The following is a 17,714-nucleotide window of genomic DNA, read 5'->3' as shown; positions in this document are numbered from 1 at the left end:
AGAGTGTCTCTCAAAAAAAATGTTCTCGCGAACTACGCTAGCCAGATCTACGTCACGCTAATCGGCATCGTAATGGTGCCTCTCTACGTCAAATACATGGGCGCGGAAGCCTATGGGTTGGTCGGTTTCTTTGCCATGCTGCAAGCCTGGTTCCAGTTGCTGGACATGGGGCTCACGCCCACCATGGCCCGGGAAACAGCGCGGTTTAACGGTGGCGCAAGCGATGCGCTCAGCCTGCGTCGCCTGCTGCGGGCGCTGGAAGGCATCTTTATTGGGATTGCTGTGCTGGGTGGCGCCGCAATGATGTCAGGCTCCGGTGCCATTGCCACCGGTTGGCTCAAGGTGCAGCAGTTGCCGTTGGCCGAAGTGCAGCACGCCATCATGCTTATGGCCGTGATCATTGCGTTGCGCTGGGTGTGCGGCCTGTATCGCGGTGCCATTAATGGCTTTGAGCGCCTGGTGTGGCTGAGCGGTTTCAATATCACCATAGCGACAGCGCGCTTTGTACTGGTCATTCCGCTCTTTATGTATATAGGTACCAGCCCGACTGAATTTTTCAGCTATCAGTTGGTGCTGGCGGTGGTCGAGTTGGTGGTGCTGGTGACAAAAACCTATCGCCTCTTGCCCAAAACGAATGCAGGCCAGCGCACACCTTGGCAATGGGCACCGCTGCGTGGCGTGCTCAAGTTTTCTCTGACTATTGCCTTTACTAGTTCAGTCTGGGTACTGGTCACGCAGACCGACAAGCTGGTGCTGTCCAAATTGCTGCCGCTGGCCGATTACGCCTATTTCACCCTGGCTGTGCTAGTGGCAAGCGGCGTGATGATTATCAGTGGCCCTATTAGCGGCGCCTTGCTACCCCGTCTGACTAGGCTTGCTGCCGTGGGCGATGAAGCCGGGCTGATTCGCCTGTACCGCAACGCGACCCAATTGGTGGGCGTGATTGCCATTCCTGCCGCGTTGGTGCTAGCTTTTTTTGCAGAGCAGGTGTTGTGGGCCTGGACAGGCGACGCTGCAATCGCCCGCAGTGCAGCCCCGGTGCTGACGCTATATGCATTGGGTAACGGCATCCTTGCCTTGGGCGCTTTTCCTTACTACCTGCAATTTGCCAAAGGTGATTTGAAGCTGCACTTGATCGGCAATGCCTTGTTTGTATTGCTGCTTATCCCCTCATTGGTTTGGGCCACTTGGCAATACGGCGTAATCGGTGCGGGTTACGCCTGGCTGGGTGCGAATTCCGTTTATTTTTTGATCTGGGTGCCCAAAGTGCATCGCCGCTTTGTGAAAGGGTTGCATACGCAGTGGCTGCTAAGGGATTTAGGGACCACAGTCTTTTTGACGGTAGCCGCCGCAGCGTTGGCGCATGGCTTGGTGACTTGGCCGCACGAACGAGCATCTCTCGCTATGGGTATTGCCTTTGTGAGTCTGGTTGTTGTGGTTATTGCGGCAGTCGGCTCTTCATGGGTAAGGGCAACAATTAGTGGCCGATGGCATGCACGATTTTGCTGAAAAGAATGAATGATGCAATATATGGAAAAAAAGCTAAAAGTCTCGGTTTGCGTAGTGACCTATAACCATGAAAAATATATTCGACAGTGCCTGCAAAGCATCGTTGATCAGGAGACTGACTTTGATTTTGAAGTGATTGTTGGGGATGATTGTTCGAAAGATGGGACGCGTCAAATTGTCGAATCTTTTTTTATCAAATATCCTAAATTAATAAAACCAGTATTTCATGAAAAAAATATTGGAGCAGCTAAAAATTATTTTAAAGTTCATAGCCTAGCGACTGGTGAATTTATTGCTCATATGGACGGCGATGATTATTTACTACCAAATAAATTATTAACGCAAGCTAAATTTATGGATAAAAATATAGAGTGCGTACTTTCTGGGCACGATATGTTATTTCTAAATGAAAAGGGATCTTTTTCTACTAACCATAAGTTTTTACCTGAGATTTCTGACATTAAATCATTTTTACAATATGGAAATTTTTTAGCGCATTCGTCAACAATGTATCGTAGTATATACAAGTTATCTAATACCCTTGATCAAGAACCACTTGATTTTCAAGTGCATGTTGACAGAGTAAAAAGTGGTATTGTTGGTTATATTAATAAACCTTTAGGGGTGTACCGCGTTCATGACGGCGGTATGGTTGCATCTTATTTCAAATCAACAAAAATGTTTGAAAAAAATATTTCAGCAATATTGAGCGTTGAACGTTTTTTAAAAGGTGAAGAGAGTGAGTTGGTTAATAAAGCTTTATATTTACTTGGCATTATTTGGATTAAAAACTTCATAGTTCTTGGCGAAACGAAACTTGCTCATAAAGTTTATGAACATTCTGAATTTAAACGACTAAGAATTTTTCAAAAAATTAAACTAAAGCTGTTTATAACATTTAGGCATATTGTCAAACCTATTTATTTAATTAAAAGAGGTGTTTTTAAATGGTGATAAGTTTTGTTTCCATTTTCATACTTTTTTTTGTTTTCTATAAAAAGGGGGTAAATGTTTTTACTCTAACAGTTGGAGGTTTCTTTTTTTATTATTATCCAATAATATTTTTTAATGAAATTAATTGGTTATCGGATGGTCTATATTCTTCAAAAGTTACTGAAATTTCAAGATACTGTATTTTTATATTATTAATATTTTATGCAGTTTGGGCTTTGTGGACGCCTAAACTAAAGTACGAATACGAAGTTGACGAAGTGTTTTTAAGTAAAAACTTAAAAATAACTGCAAAAGTTTGTTTTGCAATCAGTAGCTTAATGGCTATATTGTTATTAAGAATTAATGCAAATATAGGAGCAGAATCCAAGGTTGATCTTATGGCGGGAGTGTCTTATGAGCTAAAGATTTTTGAAGTTTCATCTTGTATTTTTTTTATTACGACTTGTGTATTAAGGAAAAAGTTTTATTTTATTTTTTCGATATTTTTTGCTACGTTATCTATTTGGTTTGGCTTTAGATTTCTAATTGTTGAATTGCTTGTTATATATTTAATATTAAATCCAATTTCTGGCGTAAAAAAAACGTTTTCTTTTTTGGTGGTGATTGTTTTTTTGACCGTATTCCTCACTTTAACAAAACTTCTTTTTTATAAAATACCAAATTTAGATAGTGCGGTTGAAATAATTGGTAATCAATTAAATGGTTCTTCAGGTCTTGAGGGGCTTTCTATTGCGAATTCGGAATCATCAAGTGTCAGTGCTTTGTTTAATGAAATTATTAAAAATGAATTCCACATTGGATTAAAATATTTTTATAATATTATTATTTCGATGCTACCTGCCGGTAGATTGTTTGGTACGTCACAACTGCAAGGTTTCGGTGAAATGTACAAATCTTCCTTGGGGGTACCGGGGATGGATTCATTTGGTAGCTCAATGTACGGAATTGGCTACGCTATGTTTGGTTATGTTGGGTTATTTTTATTTTTTATTGTTCATGTTTTTTCGGTGACCTTAATATACCGTAGAATTAAAAGTAAACGTTACTTTTATTTAAAACTCGTATTAATTTTTTGGTTATCTATTTCAATTTTTTATGGTCATCGAAATGATATCATTTACAATTTAAGCTTGATTAAGGTTGCTTTGCTTGTTATTTTTGCGTGCATTTTGTATTCAAGTTTTTCAAAATTATACTCACGAAAAACTAATAGGTATAAGTCATGAAAATAATTTTACTAATTAGTTCAATGGGTGCTGGTGGCGCTGAAAGAGTGGCTGCAACTCTTTGTAATGCATGGGCTAAACGCAGTAATCAGGTTACCTTAATTTCAACATTTTCTGGTGGTGGCAAATCGTTTTATGATATTTCAAAAAATATAGAGTTGATTTTTTTGGCTGATCTTGTAGAGAATAAGAAAAAATCGTTTGTAAGTAGTTTGCAGAGACTTTATATTCTTAGACGTTTAATATCAATTAGACAAGCTGATGTGATTGTTTCTTTTTTATCTAATGTAAATATAGCTGCAGTTATAGCTTCGGCATTTTTAAAGAGTCCCTTAATTATTTGTGAAAGATCAGACCCGTCTTCACAGCCAGTGTCAAGGCTATTAAGGGTTGCTTGCAAGTTAACGTATCGGTATGCTGACATGTTGACTGTTCAAACAGATTCTGTTGTCAAGAAAGTCGATCAGATTTATTCCGGGATTAAGCTTCTTCGTGCGATACCCAACCCACTGCCGGATGCTATTGTTTCGATTAAGAAAAATTTAATTGCTAAGCGACGTAAATCATTGTTAAGTCTTGGGAGACTCTCCGATGAAAAACAAGTGGAACTGATTATTGCTGCGTTCGCTAAGCTTGCATTCCGATGTGCTGATTGGGATTTGCATGTTTATGGCGATGGCCCTTTGAAGAATAATATTCTTCAACAAATAGCAAGTCTTGATATGCAAAATCGAATTTTCTTAAAAGGGCGCACTTCTGAACCTTGGCAGATCATGGCAAATGCTGATGCTTACGTCATGGCCTCCCGATTTGAGGGCTTTCCTAACGCCTTGCTTGAAGCCATGGGCGTGGGATTGCCTTGTGTGGCCTTTGACTGTCCCAGTGGTCCTCGTGAAATTTCCAACGACGGAAAAGATGCGTTGCTTGTTGACTTAAACGATCAACAGGGCTTAATAACGGCCTTGGAAAAAGTCATGAGCGATGAAGTTTTCAGAGACGATTTGGGAAATCGGGCTAGGAAATCTGTTTTGTCGCGCTACAGTTTGGCATCGATTCTCAACCGATGGGATGAATTGTTTCAACAAGTTGGAGTGGCAATGTGAAAGTCCTTCATATCATCGTTTGCCTCAATGTCGGTGGCGCGGAGCTAATGCTCAAGCGATTGATTGAATCGCACAAGCACGATCTGGAGTATTCTCATTCAGTAATCTCCCTTACGAGTATCGGTAAAGTCGGTACGCAATTGCAAGAGTTGGGTATTGATGTGCAAGCATTAAATATGCGTTCTGCATTGGAGATACCTCGTGTCCTTTGGCAATTAGTTCGCTCAATACGTGCATCTGCGCCTGATGTTGTCCAGACCTGGATGTATCACGCAGACTTGCTAGGTGGCATTGCTGCCAGATTGGCTGGAAACCGCAATGTAATCTGGGGCATTCACTCCGTTAATTTACAAGTTAGTAGCGCTCGGGCCACACGGGCAGTACGGCTGGTATGTGCATGGTTATCTGGCAGGGTGCCACACACCATTGTGTGCGTTGCTGAGGCCTCTCGGAATATACATCTGAAAATTGGCTACGATGCTATTCGGATGATTGTAGTTCCTAACGGTGTCGATTATTCTGCTTTGGTTACTACACCAGATCAGCGGGCAATATTTCGTTCAGAATGCGGATTCTTGCCAAATGAGCTTGTTATTGGAACGGTAGGACGGTTTAATCCGGCAAAGGATTACGAGAATTTTGTTCGTGCGGCGGGTTTGCTTGCGCATCAAAATTCGAATTTACGTTTTTTGATAATTGGCCGTCAATTGGATGAGTCCAATATTGAACTTGGACGCTGGATTACTCAAACAGGGTATTCCGATCGTTTTCTGCTGTTGGGCGAACGTTCGGATGTATCAGTTTGCTTGGCCGCCATGGATATATTCTGCTTGTCTTCTCGTACCGAAGCCTTCCCTACTGTAGTATGTGAAGCAATGGCAATTGGTTTGCCTTGTGTAGTGACTGATGCTGGCGATACAGCCATGTTGGTGGCAGATACTGGTGTAGTTGTTCCTAAGGAGGATTCAGTAGCCCTCGCACAAGGTCTCAAGCGATTATTAGATATGAGTGCTGACGGACGCTCGGCATTAGGAAAAAAATCTATTGAACGAATTCAAAAAGAATTCTCTATGAATCGCCTCCGTGAGAGGTATGAGGCGATTTATACAAATGTTGTAACTAAGGTTTTTTATTAATGTGTGGATTAGTTGGCTTTCTAGGTGAGGTATCCATTCAAGGTACGCCAGAAAACGAAAAATTACTCAAGCAAATGGCTGACACTATCCAGCATCGTGGTCCCGATGATGGTGGTTATTGGTGTGATGTTGATAAGAATATTGGTTTGGGGCACCGGCGTTTATCGATTGTTGATTTGTCCCCGGCAGGGCATCAGCCGATGCATTCGACTAGCGAGCGATATGTTCTGGTCTTTAATGGTGAAATTTACAATCACTTGAATTTGCGCAGTGAGTTAGAAAAAAGTGGAAATATTGCCTGGCGCGGGCATTCGGATACTGAAACCCTACTGGCAGGTTTCACAGCGTGGGGCATTCAAGGCACGCTCGAACGTTCGATTGGCATGTTCGCCATTGCGGTATGGGACCGGCAAACCAGTAGCCTCACGCTTGCACGAGATCGTATTGGGGAAAAGCCGCTGTACTACGGCTGGCAGGGCAGTGGCAATTCAGCGGTGTTTTTGTTTGGCTCGGAGTTAAAAGCGCTGCGTGCCCATCCTGCCTTTCGGGCAGAGGTTGACCGTGGTGCATTGAGTTTGCTGCTGCGGCACAACTATGTTCCTGCGCCTTATTCAATTTTTAAAGGAATTTCCAAACTGAATCCGGGATGCTTGCTAACGGTTTCAATGCATCATCGTGAGCCTGAAGTGGTGACTTACTGGTCTGGGGCACAAGCGGCAATTTCCGGTGTAGCGAATAGGTTCACCGGCAGCGCAACGCAAGCTGTAGATGAACTGGAAACCTTGTTGAAAGATGCCGTACGCCAGCAAATGATGGCAGATGTGCCACTGGGTGCATTTTTGTCGGGCGGGGTTGATTCTTCAACTGTGGTGGCGTTAATGCAAATGCAGTCACCGCGACCGGTGAAAACATTCACCATTGGCTTTAACGAAGCGGGCTACAACGAGGCGCTACATGCCAAGGCAGTGGCAAAGCACTTGGGTACGGAGCACACCGAGTTGTATGTCACGGCTGAACAAGCCATGGCGGTGATTCCGCGCCTACCTGCTTTGTACGACGAGCCGTTTGCTGACTCGTCGCAAATTCCCACGTTTCTGGTTTCCCAATTGGCCCGGCAGCATGTCACGGTGTCGCTTTCTGGCGATGCCGGGGACGAGTTGTTTTGCGGTTATACGCGTTACCAAATGACGGCTAATCATTGGCACAAGATGTCACTGTTATCTGTCCCACTGCGCAAGCTGATAGCGCAAGGGCTGAAAGGTGTTTCGCCGCAGGCCTGGAATCGTCTGGCCGCCGTATTGCCGCGTTCTATGAATGGCACAAATATCGGCAACAAGCTGCACAAAGGGGCGAATTTGCTGGCGAGTGGCTCGGTGGATGCGCTCTATCTTGGTTTGGTGTCCCATTGGCATGATCCGGCTTCTGTGGTGATTGGCGGGCTTGAGCCCGCAACCTTGTTGACCGGCAATGCGCCCGATTTGCCCGCGCTGGATGAGATTGAGCGAATGATGGCGCTGGACATGCTCACCTATCTGCCAGACGATATTTTGGCGAAAGTCGATAGGGCGTCGATGGGGGTATCACTGGAATCGCGGGTGCCCTTTCTGGACCACCGCGTGGTGGAATTTGCATGGCGCTTGCCGCAGGCCATGAAGTTGCGAGAGGGTCAAACCAAATGGGCGTTGCGCCAGGTGCTTTACCGGCATGTACCCAAAGAGTTGATTGAACGGCCGAAGATGGGCTTTGCCGTGCCACTGCAAGATTGGCTGCGCGGCCCGTTGCGGGATTGGGCCGAGTCGCTGCTGGATGAAGCACGGTTGGAGCGCGAAGGCTACTTTCACCCGGCACCCATTCGGCAGAAGTGGGCAGAGCATTTGTCTGGCCAGCGCAACTGGACACCGCACTTATGGTGCGTGCTGATGTTTCAGGCGTGGCTTGAAGAAAATGGGCCCGCTACCTGATGCACATCGCTGTCGTTTCAAACACTGCCTGGTATCTGTTCAACTTTCGCCTCAACCTGATGCTGGCATTGCAGGCGGCCGCCCACACGGTGGTGGCGGTGGCGCCGGACGATGCCTACGCCCAGCGCATCCGCGACGCGGGCATTGCGTTTGAGGCGGTGCCAATTTCAGGCGGCGGTACGCATCCGGTGCGCGAACTGCAGTCGGTGCTGCGCCTGGGGGCGGTGTTTCGCCGTCACCAGGTGAGCCTGGTGCTGAGCTACACGCCCAAGGGCAATCTGTATTCAGCGCTGGCCTGCATTGCGCTGCGCGTTCCGTTTGTGCCCAATGTGTCGGGGCTGGGCCGGGCGTTTATCCGCAAGTCGCTGGTCACGCGGGTGGCCAAGACGCTGTACCGCCTGACCTTTGGCCGCGCGCACCGGGTGTTTTTCCAGAATCTGGATGACATGGCGGTGTTTGTCGATGGCGGGCTGGTGCGTGCAAGCCAGGCCGAGCGCTTGCCGGGCTCGGGCGTTGACTTGAGCCGTTTTTCACCCACCGCGCCTATTGCGCGGGCTGTTGATGCGCCGGTGTTTTTGCTGGTGGCGCGAATGTTGTGGGACAAGGGCGTGGGCGAGTATGTAGAGGCCGCGCGCAGCGTGCGTGCGCTGCACCCCGGCGCACGCTTTCAATTGCTGGGCTTTCTGGATGTGGCCAATCCGTCGGCCATTCCCCGCACGCAGGTGGAAGCCTGGGTGGCTGAAGGCGTGGTTGAATATCTGGGGCCGACAGACGATGTGCGGCCATTTTTGGTGCTGGCCGACTGCGTGGTGTTGCCGTCTTACCGTGAGGGCGTTCCCCGTACCTTACTGGAAGCTGCCGCCACGGCCCGCCCGGTCATCACCACCGATGCGCCGGGTTGCCGCGACACGGTGCTTGACGGTGAAACCGGCTTCTTGTGCCGTCCGGCCGATGCGCTGGATCTGGCGGACAAGCTGCTGCGTTTTGTTGCCCTGGCGCCTGAAGAACGCCAAACCATGGGCCTGCGTGGACGCGCGTTTGTCGAGCAGAACTTTGATGAGCGGCTGGTGATTGAGCGGTACTTGGCCGTGGTGGGGGATGTGGCGGCTGACCGGCCCGTAGGTCGGGTTAGCAAAGCGTAACCCGACGTGCCTGGGTGCGGGAGGCGCAGATGTCGGGTTACGCTGCGCTAACCCGACCTACGATGACGCTACTTTATTTATAGCTGCTTGCGCCCGCTGATGTTGCGCTAGAGGCTGATTTCATCATGAATTTAGCCTACTTTTGTCCTGATTGGGGTCTTTGTTTTATCTTTCAAAAATTCTCTCCCTCTTCACGCAGCCGCTCATTTGGGCGGCTGTGTCGTTTTTGCTGGCGCTGTGGTGGTGGTTCCGGCGTCCTGCCGCTGCTCGGTGTTTGTTGCTGCTCGCATTGGGCTTGACGGCATTGGTGGGCTGGTTGCCGCTGCCTGATGCCGTGCTGCGCAACCTCGAAAATCGCCACCCCGCGCCAATGGCGGTGGTGGCCGGGCAACTGCAGGCTTACACCGGGGTGGTGGTGCTGGGTGGTTCGAAGGAGCGTTTGAAAGCTGCGGTCACGCTGCTGCGTCAACACCCCCACTTGCGGCTGCTTTTTACCGGCGGCGACGGCAAGTGGTGGGCCAGTGGCCCGACTGAAGCCGACGAGGCCGAGGCGTTTTTCAAGCGCATGGGCGTGCCCGCTGATCGGGTGCTGTACGAGCGAGCTTCGCGCACCACTTATGAAAACGCCGTGCTGGGTGCGGCGGTGCCAGGTGTTGACATCACGCAGCCCTGGCTGCTGGTGACGTCGGCCCGGCACATGCCCCGGGCGCTGGCCGTTTTCAGGGCCGTCGGCTGGAATATAGCGCCGTCCCCGATGGATTACCGCAGTGTCGGGTTTTCGCGCTGGACGGACTATTCGCTGGCGCGCGGTGCTGTGCGCTGGCAGTTGGTGCTGCACGAGTGGATGGGGCTTGCCGCTTACTCGGTGGCGGCTCGGCTGTCGTTGCGGGCTTGAGACTTTAGGAATGCATTTTGCAGTTGCTTGAACTGAGCCCGTTTTATCCTTCGTTGTGTCTGCATGCACTCAGCGAGCGCTTGGCTGGTTGACAATGAAATTGCTGTCATCTCCAAATCATGAAAATGCCATTCAAATGTCATGCACAAGGTTGCAATATGAAACTGTATGGCTTTTAATTCCAACTTATTTTTGAAGAATCCAATGCCTTCAGCACTCAAGATTTCGGGCCAACTGGTGGACTCAGCCCGCCCCTGCGCAGCGGCCATGCACCGCTCGGTCACCAAGCAAATCGAGTATTGGGCACGACTTGGTAAATCCGCTGAGGACAATCCAGATCTGCCGGTGGGCATGATTCGTGAAATCCTGATCAGCCGGCAAGAGGCTGCTGCGGGCATGCTCAGCGATTGCAAGTTTGATTGAATGAAATTCCTTGTCACCCCGAGGTTCGCTCGCAACATCAAGGGCTTGCATCCGGCAGAGAAGAATGCATTGGATGAGCAGTTGCGCGCGCTTGTGGACCAACCCGAAGCCGGGGACATGAAAAAGGGTGATCTTGCTGGCGTCAGGGTTGTGAAATACAAGCACAACACGCAGCAGTGGTTGCTGGCTCATGAGGTCGGGGAAGCGGCAATAATTTTGCTCGCACACGGAAGTGACAAAAATTTTTACAGAAATTCAAAGCGATAAATGCGTATGGCTGTTGTTTCCAATAAGGCCTGGTAGCCGTTTGATCACCATGAATCCATCAAATCCTGTTGCCCTGCAACCGCGCCGCCAGCCCATCCCTTTGCTGGCCTGGCGACTGGCTTTTGGCGCGTGCGTGCTGGCCGTGCTGGTGCTGGCTCTCGTGCCGACAGACGTTCCCATTCCCAGCACCGGTTGGGACAAGTCCAACCACCTTCTGGCGTTTTCTGTCATGGCGCTGTTGGGAATGCGCGCTTTTCCGGGCCGGACAATGGCGGTGCTTGCCGGCCTGCTGGCCTATGGCGTCTTGATCGAGGTCCTGCAGTCCTTCACACCCAGCCGTTCTGCCGACTGGCGCGACGTGGTGGCCGATGCCGTGGGGCTGGCGTTGGGATGGGCGGTGGTCCATCTGGCTCGCCTTGTGATCCGGCTTCGGGCTGGTCCGCCGGCCTGAATTGACGCGCATGGACAACCGGTCCTGAAAAATCGCAACTGCTTGTTGGAATTGATGTTTCCGTTAAATCAGCAAGCCAGGCTGCTTCCTGTGGGACGCATCCCGACTCAACAGCCAAAAGATCCGGACAAGTGTTGCAGGCCGTGCATGGCCCGGAAGTGAAATGCATCGCCCGAAGCAAGACCTGAACGACCTGTTAATTCAGCGTTGAGGCAAGACTCCTTGGCAGCCGCAAGGTTTTGCCAAACTTGCAAAGTCAGGCTTTATTGCTCCTGTATTCATAGCTGTAAAACCTTGCTGGACATGCGGAAAAGCCTGATTCAATGAAAAATCGGGTTTAATTCCTGAGGTGCGCTGCTTTTGGCCTTTTTGCTTAGGCCAACTGTATTTTCAAGCCTTGAAAAATTGCAGTCCACACAATAAAAAATTAACAAATTGCTGAAATGTTTGATTTCTGCACTATTAATTTCTATTTCACTTTTAATGATTTGAATTAAATATTACACTTCAAACACGGAACTTTAATTTCTTTTCGATTTGCAGGCTGCCACTGGTTTGGTGGCCATTAAACCGCAGCAGGATCACCATGAATTTCAGGACAGGCGGCCTGCAGCGCATCCACCAGACGTCACTTGCCCTTATGGGGCTGGCCATGCTGCCTGCCGCCGCGCTGGCCGAGGGGCTGGGTGTGGCGAGTCTGGGAGCCACGGGGGGGCTGACGATTCCGTCGGCCTATGTGCTGAATTCGGGCGACCTGGCGCTGAGTATGGGTAACTATCAGGACCCGAAACTGGGGATGTTCAGCCGCCAGCAAAACTATTCGCTGGGCATTGGCCTGCTGCCCGGGGTCGAGCTTTTCGGACGGTTCGCTGAATATTCCAGCCGCCGGGCGTTGGCGCCCGGCGCGCCCAGCCTGACAGGGGGCAACGGCCTTAGCGACATCTCGGCCAATCTCAAATGGCAGTTGCCGATCGACCTGCCCGGTGTACCCACCCTGGCCGTGGGCGCGACCGACATCAGCGGCGGCGCGGTGTTTTTCAAATCCAGATATGCGGTGGCAAGCGATGAGGTCGGTCCGCTGCGCTGGTCGCTGGGCTATGCCCAGGGCAAGGCGCGGACAGGCGGGGCCAAGGTGCTCGACGGCGTGTTTGGCGGGGCCGAGCTCAAGCTGGGCAGCAGCCGCGCCACGCTGCTGGCAGAAACCGACGGCACGCAGCAGCATGCCGGCCTGCGGTATTACTCGGAGGAATTGCCCTGGCTGGGTGACGGGCAACTGGTGGGCACGCTGCAGCGCTCTTTCGGCGCCACCACCCTGGCAGGGCGTTCGGCCAATGCCACCAGCGTCAATGTGTCGCTGGTCGTGCCGCTGGGCATGGCCGACAAGGCACGCCAGCGCCGAACCGATGCGGCCATCCGGCCTTTGGCTGCGCTGGAAGATGCTGTGCCGGCGGGCGCCATGGTGGCCACGCCGCAGGACCGGCTGGACAGCCTGGCGCGGGCCTTGCGCGCCACCGGCCTGGACCGGGTACGCGTCGGGATGCGGGGCAACAACGAGTTGGTGGTGGAGTATGAAAACCATCGCTATCTGCACAACGAGGCCGATGCCCTGGGCATCGTGCTGGGGCTGGCGGCTGAAGCTGCACCAGCGGGCACCACCCGCGTGCATGTGCTAACGCGCAAGGCGGGGCTGGAGGTGCTTGAAACCTCTGTCGAGGTGGCGGCCTACCGCAGCTTTCTGCGCGATGGCGATGCGGCGCGCGTGAAAGACACCATGGACTTTGGCCGGATGCCCGGTTATGACGACGCGGCGGTGCAGTGGGCTGCAGGAGAGGCCGGGGCCGGCCGCCGCCAGAACTGGCTGCGCGTGGAAGTCAAGCCGCTGCTCAGTTACGCGCTGGGTACTGAATTCAGCGCCTTCGATTATTCGCTGGCGGCCAATGTGCGCAGCACGGCGAGCCTGTGGAAGGGCGCGGAGGTCTATGCCGACGTGGTGCAGCGCATCACCAACAGCTCCAACACCGAGCCGGGACGGGTGTTCGCCACGTCGCGACAGCGCAATGGCTTGAGAACACTGGCGCTGCAGCAGTCGTTCTGGCTGGACCCGCGCCTGTTCACCAGCGTGGGCGCAGGGAAGTTTGACCATGACGGCCTGGGCGCCGAGGGCGAATCGATCCTGTTCTTGCCCTGGCGCGCCGACACGGTTCACCTCAAGGGCAGTTACCTGCGGCGCCCGGACGATGCGCGGCCGCGCACGGTGGAGGCTTATGCGGGTTCCTATCGCTGGCGTTTCAGCCCTGAAACCTGGGTCGAGGCCGGCTACCAGCAATATACCGACCGTTCCACCGGGCCGTCGGTGGTGTTCACGCGCTGGTTTGGCGATGTGGCCGTACAGCTGTTCGCGCGCAAAGGCGGCAAAAACACCTTCGTGGGCCTGGAGCTGAACCTGCCGCTCACGCCGCGCCAGGGCATGGCGGCGGGGCCGGTTCAGCTCACCGGCACTGCCAGGTATGCGCAGTCGATCCGCACGCGTCAGACCAACGCCTCCAACGCGGGCAATTTTGTGGACAGCTCGGCCGTGCGGCCGGTGGACCTGAATTACAAGCCTGAAGTGGAACTGCTCAACTCGGGCCGCATTGCGCCGGCCGACATCACGGGCCAGGTCCAGCGTCTGCGGGAGTCTTTCTATCTTTATGCACGAGACCAGATTGATTGAATTTTCAGGAAAAGCATGGACCTTCCCGGTCCATGCTTTGGTGTGTGCTTGTATCAATATTGATATTTTTTAAGGATTTTTTATGAAGTTCAATAAAGTTTCCCTGGCCTGTCTGGTCTTGAGCGGCAGCGCCTTGCTGTCCGCCTGTGGCGGCAGCAGCGACAACGGGCAGCTTTCGCCTGCGCCCATTGCCAGCAGCAGCCTTTCAGCCGAGATCACGCCACAAACGGGCGCGACATTGGTCAACAGCGTGCTGGACAAGAGCTTTGACTTCAGCACGGGCGTTCCTGCCTTTGGCACTACTTCGGCCACATCCCTTAAGCTTTCAGGCAATGGCACAACGCCTTCGTTCGCCATCAATTCGGCTGAAGGTACGGCATCGGGTTCCATGACTTTCGGGTCATGCATTTTCACGGTGTCACAGTCCAGTTTTGCCCCCAGCCATCCTCTGGCACAGGGCAAGACGTTCACGGTTAAACCTTGCACCCTGTCCGTGGCCACCGCTGGCATCAAGGGCGATGGCATTGCCACCCCCACGACTGTCACCTTGCTGCTGGGTACTATCAATTCCAAACCCATTACTGTGTCTGTGTCGATCAGCGCCACAGGCGTGGTGACGTTGAACAGCTTCACCATTGGCAGTGTCACCCTGGTGGCAGCCACTGGCGCTACTGGCGCTGGCAATTAAGCGCATAGCGGCTTAACCCCGGTTTGGGACAATCCCCGCCTTGAGCGGGGATTTTTCTTTCCAGTTGCCAAAGTTACAGGAAAGTACTGCTTGCTGTGTATGCCCATACTCCGTGCAAGCCTGGATAGCCTGGCCCTGCAGCGCGCTGCTGATTGCATAAGATAGCGGCTTTTTCCTCAATGCCCTGCACTTTCTTGCGCTTCTCGTCGGCACGCAAATGCCCAATGCGTGGCGCAACGGGGTGGAGCACAGTCTGAACGTTCCTTTTTCGTTGTCGTCCTGGGCGCATTTCGTGGTGTTTTGCGGCATGTCGCTGCTGCTGATGATGCGGCCTCTGGCCTGTCCGGCACGGTGGGTGCTGTTGCTGGCGCTGACCCTGGCACTGCTGACCGAGGCGCTGCAGTTTTTGGCCGTTGACCGTCATCCGCGTCTGCTCGATGTGGGCATCGACATGGCGGGAGCCATTTTGGGGGTGGCCGTCATGGTGGTGTGCAGGCGTTGGGCCGACAGCGCCTGCCCATCTGCAAGATAAGGGTGCCCTGGTCAGGTTGCCTGAACACCTATGATGCGTCTCAAGAGACACATCACCATGTTCCCCAAAACAAAAATATTGCATTTTTTCGCAGGTATGGCCTGCGCGGCTTTGGCCTCGCCTTTCGGCATCATTGCGGCCGCCCTGACGCCGGTCGGGCTGGGCTTTGCCAAGGAGATGTATCTGCATTTCACCGGACAGGGTGGCGACGCTGAAAACTTTGCCTGGACGATTGCGGGGGCCGCCACTTTTGTGCTGTGGTTGCGGCTGATGCCCATACGGCTCTGAGACACGCCCAACAAAAAGGCCGCACGTCTTTGGAACTGTGCGGCCTTGTCTGTGGTGCCCGGGGCCGGAATCGAACCGGCACGCCTTTCGGCGGGGGATTTTGAGTCCCCTGCGTCTACCAATTTCACCACCCGGGCGGTAAAAAGTTTAGAACGAAATTATGGCACAGTAGTGGGCTATGAAATTTCCAACGATTGAAGACGCCATCGGAAAAACACCGCTGGTCGCACTGCAGCGAATCGCTGCCGCCGAAAACACCGTACGCGGCAACATCCTTCTGGGCAAACTGGAGGGCAACAACCCGGCCGGGTCGGTCAAGGACCGGCCGGCGCTGGCCATGATCCAGGGCGCCGAGGCGCGTGGCGAGATCCGGCCCGGCGACACGCTGATCGAGGCCACGTCGGGCAACACCGGCATTGCGCTGGCCATGGCCGCCGCGATCAAGGGCTACCGCATGATCCTGATCATGCCGGAGGACCTGAGCATCGAGCGCGCCCAGACCATGAAGGCCTTTGGCGCCGAACTGATCCTCACGCCGAAAAGCGCCGGCATTGAATATTCGCGCGATCTGGCCGAGCGGATGCAGCAGGACGGCAAGGGCCGGGTGCTGGACCAGTTTTCAAGCCCCGACAACCCGCGCGTGCATTACGACACCACCGGCCCTGAAATCTGGAACGACACCGCCGGCACGGTGACGCATTTTGTCAGCGCCATGGGCACCACCGGCACCATCACCGGCGTGTCGCGCTACCTGAAGGAAAGAAATCCGGCCATCCGCATCATTGGCGCGCAGCCGAGTGAAGGTTCGCGCATTCCGGGCATCCGCAAGTGGCCCGAAGCCTACATGCCGAAGATTTACGACCCGCGCAACGTCGATCAACTGGTCCTGGTCAGCCAGCTGGATGCCGAAGACATGTGCCGGCGCATGGCGCGCGAGGAAGGCATCTTTGCCGGCATCTCGGCCGCCGGGGCCTGCTGGGTGGCGCAGGAAATCGCCAAAACGGTGAAGGATGCGGTGATCGTGTTCATTGTTTGCGACCGGGGCGACCGCTACCTGTCCACCGGTGTGTTTCCTGCGTGAAAATAGGGTTTGGCAACAAAGACATCCATGAACATCGACAAAGAACTCGACACCCGCGGCCTGAACTGTCCGCTGCCCATCCTGAAGGCCAAGAAAGCGCTGGCAGCCATGGAAAGCGGCCAGTTGCTGCGCGTGGTGTCAACCGATGCCGGATCAGCCAGGGACTTTCAGGCGTTTGCCAAACAGACCGGCAATGACTTGCTGGATCAGCAAATCGTCGGTAACGAGTTCATTCATGTACTCAAGCGCCGCTGATCCCAGCTTGCCTTGACAAGACCGGGCAGATCGCTCCCCGACTGATTGCCGCTTTCAGGGCTTTCAGGGCATACAGGAACCAGGCCTTGCGCCGCTACTTTTGCAGGTTTTCAGCCCGGCGTTCCTTGCCCGACCAGCCGATCTGCAGGTGGTCCAGGTAGTTCCTGAAATACGCGCCGATTTCGGGGTGCTGCAAGGCAAGCTCCACCGTGGCTTCCAGGAAGCCTTCCTTGCTGCCGCAGTCGTAGCGCTTGCCCTGGTACTGGAATGCGTAAACACTTTCGTGCTGCATCAGCCCGGCAATGCCGTCGGTGAGCTGGATTTCTCCGCCTGCACCCTGGGTCTGGTTGCGGATCTGGTCGAAAACGGCTGGCGTCAGGATGTAGCGGCCGGCCACGGCCATGCGTGAAGGCGCGGCCTCGGGTGCCGGTTTCTCGACCATGTGGCTGATCTTCATCAGGTGCTCGCCCACCATTTCACCCGCCACGATGCCGTAGCGCTGTGTTTGCTCGGCCGGCACTTCCTGCACCGCCAGCACCGATTGCTGAAGCTCCCGGAACTGCTCGGCCATCTGCGCCATGATCGACACCCCGCCTTGCGGGCCGACCATGAGGTCGTCTGCCAGCAGGACGGCGAACGGCTCGTTTCCGACCAGGTGCTCGGCGCACAGCACGGCATGGCCCAGACCCAGCGAGCGGGGCTGGCGGACAAAGGCAACGGTCATGTCGTCGGGCTGGACCGAACGCACCAGCGCCAGCAATTCATGTTTGCCCGCCTTTTCCAGTTCGGTTTCCAGCTCGTACGCTGTGTCGAAATGGTCTTCGATGGCGCGCTTATTCCTTCCGGTCACAAAAATCATGTCCCGGATGCCGGCTGAATAGGCTTCTTCCACCGCGTACTGGATCAGCGGCTTGTCCACGATGGGCAGCATTTCCTTGGGGCTTGCCTTGGTTGCGGGCAGAAAGCGGGTTCCGAGGCCGGCGACAGGAAACACAGCTTTTCTCAGAATGGGTTTTTGCATGGGCGTTTCTTGAAAAATTAAGGACCGATTGTCTGGCTTTGAAGGCTTGGCCCGTGTCAGACTATGTCC

At 53.2% G+C, this 17,714-nt stretch carries 18 protein-coding genes and 1 tRNA gene; 16 read left to right on the top strand and 3 right to left on the bottom strand.

What is annotated here, in order from left to right; translation table 11 throughout:
- The first annotated feature begins 3 nt into the window (after window positions 1–3).
- The 12 genes from GZ092_RS04510 (at window position 4) to GZ092_RS04455 (ending at window position 13,780) form a co-directional block, all read left to right on the top strand.
- Window positions 4–1,509: an oligosaccharide flippase family protein gene (locus GZ092_RS04510; RefSeq protein WP_293634771.1), complete on the top strand. Its 1,506-nt coding sequence runs from the start codon at window positions 4–6 to the stop codon at window positions 1,507–1,509.
- 9 nt (window positions 1,510–1,518) lie between these two features.
- Window positions 1,519–2,463: a glycosyltransferase gene (locus GZ092_RS04505; RefSeq protein ID WP_293634769.1), complete on the top strand. Its 945-nt coding sequence runs from the start codon at window positions 1,519–1,521 to the stop codon at window positions 2,461–2,463.
- Window positions 2,457–3,689, top strand: a complete 1,233-nt coding sequence (locus GZ092_RS04500; RefSeq protein ID WP_293634767.1) for a hypothetical protein — start codon at window positions 2,457–2,459, stop codon at window positions 3,687–3,689. The genes GZ092_RS04505 and GZ092_RS04500 overlap by 7 nt, the downstream gene beginning before the upstream one ends.
- On the top strand, window positions 3,686–4,792 hold the full coding sequence (locus GZ092_RS04495) for a glycosyltransferase family 4 protein (RefSeq protein WP_293634765.1): 1,107 nt from the start codon (window positions 3,686–3,688) through the stop codon (window positions 4,790–4,792). The genes GZ092_RS04500 and GZ092_RS04495 overlap by 4 nt, the downstream gene beginning before the upstream one ends.
- Window positions 4,789–5,928: a glycosyltransferase gene (locus GZ092_RS04490; protein WP_293634763.1), complete on the top strand. Its 1,140-nt coding sequence runs from the start codon at window positions 4,789–4,791 to the stop codon at window positions 5,926–5,928. Before GZ092_RS04495 ends, GZ092_RS04490 begins: the two co-directional genes overlap by 4 nt.
- A complete protein-coding gene (gene asnB, locus GZ092_RS04485; protein ID WP_293634761.1) occupies window positions 5,928–7,889 on the top strand; it encodes an asparagine synthase (glutamine-hydrolyzing) in 1,962 nt (653 codons plus the stop codon). Before GZ092_RS04490 ends, asnB begins: the two co-directional genes overlap by 1 nt.
- Window positions 7,889–9,031: a glycosyltransferase family 4 protein gene (locus tag GZ092_RS04480; protein ID WP_293634759.1), complete on the top strand. Its 1,143-nt coding sequence runs from the start codon at window positions 7,889–7,891 to the stop codon at window positions 9,029–9,031. Before asnB ends, GZ092_RS04480 begins: the two co-directional genes overlap by 1 nt.
- Before the next feature lie 277 nt (window positions 9,032–9,308).
- Entirely contained in the window at window positions 9,309–9,926 is a 618-nt protein-coding gene (locus GZ092_RS04475) for a YdcF family protein (RefSeq protein WP_293634757.1), read from the top strand.
- Window positions 9,927–10,094: 168 nt separating this feature from the next.
- Window positions 10,095–10,349 (top strand): hypothetical protein, encoded by a 255-nt coding sequence (locus GZ092_RS04470; protein ID WP_293634755.1) that lies wholly within the window; start codon window positions 10,095–10,097, stop codon window positions 10,347–10,349.
- Window positions 10,350–10,616 (top strand): type II toxin-antitoxin system RelE/ParE family toxin, encoded by a 267-nt coding sequence (locus tag GZ092_RS04465; RefSeq protein WP_293634753.1) that lies wholly within the window; start codon window positions 10,350–10,352, stop codon window positions 10,614–10,616.
- Between the two features lie 49 nt (window positions 10,617–10,665).
- On the top strand, window positions 10,666–11,067 hold the full coding sequence (locus tag GZ092_RS04460; RefSeq protein WP_293634751.1) for a VanZ family protein: 402 nt from the start codon (window positions 10,666–10,668) through the stop codon (window positions 11,065–11,067).
- Window positions 11,068–11,653: 586 nt separating this feature from the next.
- Window positions 11,654–13,780 carry a YjbH domain-containing protein gene (locus GZ092_RS04455; protein WP_293634750.1) on the top strand — a complete coding sequence of 709 codons (2,127 nt, stop codon included), beginning with the start codon at window positions 11,654–11,656 and terminating at the stop codon, window positions 13,778–13,780.
- 69 nt (window positions 13,781–13,849) lie between these two features.
- On the opposite strand, the gene GZ092_RS04450 is transcribed toward GZ092_RS04455, so the two are convergent.
- Complete coding sequence (locus GZ092_RS04450; protein WP_293634748.1) at window positions 13,850–14,416, bottom strand: hypothetical protein; 567 nt, start codon at window positions 14,414–14,416, stop codon at window positions 13,850–13,852.
- A gap of 269 nt (window positions 14,417–14,685) precedes the next feature.
- On the opposite strand from GZ092_RS04450, the gene GZ092_RS04445 reads away from it, so the two are divergent.
- Both GZ092_RS04445 and GZ092_RS04440 read left to right on the top strand, forming a co-directional pair.
- Window positions 14,686–15,000, top strand: coding sequence for a VanZ family protein (locus GZ092_RS04445; RefSeq protein WP_293634746.1), 315 nt, complete (start codon window positions 14,686–14,688; stop codon window positions 14,998–15,000).
- A gap of 57 nt (window positions 15,001–15,057) precedes the next feature.
- Entirely contained in the window at window positions 15,058–15,288 is a 231-nt protein-coding gene (locus GZ092_RS04440) for a hypothetical protein (protein ID WP_293634744.1), read from the top strand.
- A gap of 52 nt (window positions 15,289–15,340) precedes the next feature.
- Here the strand turns inward: GZ092_RS04440 and GZ092_RS04435 are convergent.
- A tRNA-Leu gene (locus GZ092_RS04435) sits at window positions 15,341–15,425 on the bottom strand.
- 41 nt (window positions 15,426–15,466) lie between these two features.
- On the opposite strand from GZ092_RS04435, the gene cysM reads away from it, so the two are divergent.
- Window positions 15,467–16,369 (top strand): cysteine synthase CysM, encoded by a 903-nt coding sequence (gene cysM, locus GZ092_RS04430; protein WP_293634742.1) that lies wholly within the window; start codon window positions 15,467–15,469, stop codon window positions 16,367–16,369.
- A gap of 27 nt (window positions 16,370–16,396) precedes the next feature.
- Window positions 16,397–16,624, top strand: a complete 228-nt coding sequence (locus GZ092_RS04425; protein ID WP_293634740.1) for a sulfurtransferase TusA family protein — start codon at window positions 16,397–16,399, stop codon at window positions 16,622–16,624.
- Window positions 16,625–16,718: 94 nt separating this feature from the next.
- Here GZ092_RS04425 and galU read toward each other — a convergent pair whose 3' ends face one another.
- Window positions 16,719–17,645, bottom strand: coding sequence for a UTP--glucose-1-phosphate uridylyltransferase GalU (gene galU, locus GZ092_RS04420; RefSeq protein WP_293634738.1), 927 nt, complete (start codon window positions 17,643–17,645; stop codon window positions 16,719–16,721).
- Between the last annotated feature and the right edge of the window lie 69 nt (window positions 17,646–17,714).

This window comes from Polaromonas sp., assembly GCF_010365105.1.
Taxonomy (GTDB): Bacteria; Pseudomonadota; Gammaproteobacteria; order Burkholderiales; family Burkholderiaceae_C; genus Polaromonas.
This window is presented reverse-complemented; position numbering and strand designations above follow the sequence as displayed.

Bases quoted from the DNA above. Each gene is read 5' to 3' on its own strand.
- GZ092_RS04495 (WP_293634765.1), top strand. From the start codon at position 3,686: ATGAAAATAATTTTACTAATTAGTTCAATGGGTGCTGGTGGCGCTGAA.
- GZ092_RS04470 (WP_293634755.1), top strand. From the start codon at position 10,095: ATGGCTTTTAATTCCAACTTATTTTTGAAGAATCCAATGCCTTCAGCA.
- GZ092_RS04480 (WP_293634759.1), top strand. From the start codon at position 7,889: ATGCACATCGCTGTCGTTTCAAACACTGCCTGGTATCTGTTCAACTTT.
- GZ092_RS04500 (WP_293634767.1), top strand. From the start codon at position 2,457: ATGGTGATAAGTTTTGTTTCCATTTTCATACTTTTTTTTGTTTTCTAT.
- cysM (WP_293634742.1), top strand. From the start codon at position 15,467: ATGAAATTTCCAACGATTGAAGACGCCATCGGAAAAACACCGCTGGTC.
- GZ092_RS04505 (WP_293634769.1), top strand. From the start codon at position 1,519: ATGATGCAATATATGGAAAAAAAGCTAAAAGTCTCGGTTTGCGTAGTG.
- asnB (WP_293634761.1), top strand. From the start codon at position 5,928: ATGTGTGGATTAGTTGGCTTTCTAGGTGAGGTATCCATTCAAGGTACG.
- galU (WP_293634738.1), bottom strand. From the start codon at position 17,645: ATGCAAAAACCCATTCTGAGAAAAGCTGTGTTTCCTGTCGCCGGCCTC.
- GZ092_RS04425 (WP_293634740.1), top strand. From the start codon at position 16,397: ATGAACATCGACAAAGAACTCGACACCCGCGGCCTGAACTGTCCGCTG.
- GZ092_RS04440 (WP_293634744.1), top strand. From the start codon at position 15,058: ATGTTCCCCAAAACAAAAATATTGCATTTTTTCGCAGGTATGGCCTGC.
- GZ092_RS04460 (WP_293634751.1), top strand. From the start codon at position 10,666: ATGAATCCATCAAATCCTGTTGCCCTGCAACCGCGCCGCCAGCCCATC.
- GZ092_RS04450 (WP_293634748.1), bottom strand. From the start codon at position 14,416: ATGGTGAAGCTGTTCAACGTCACCACGCCTGTGGCGCTGATCGACACA.
- GZ092_RS04455 (WP_293634750.1), top strand. From the start codon at position 11,654: ATGAATTTCAGGACAGGCGGCCTGCAGCGCATCCACCAGACGTCACTT.
- GZ092_RS04465 (WP_293634753.1), top strand. From the start codon at position 10,350: ATGAAATTCCTTGTCACCCCGAGGTTCGCTCGCAACATCAAGGGCTTG.
- GZ092_RS04445 (WP_293634746.1), top strand. From the start codon at position 14,686: ATGCCCAATGCGTGGCGCAACGGGGTGGAGCACAGTCTGAACGTTCCT.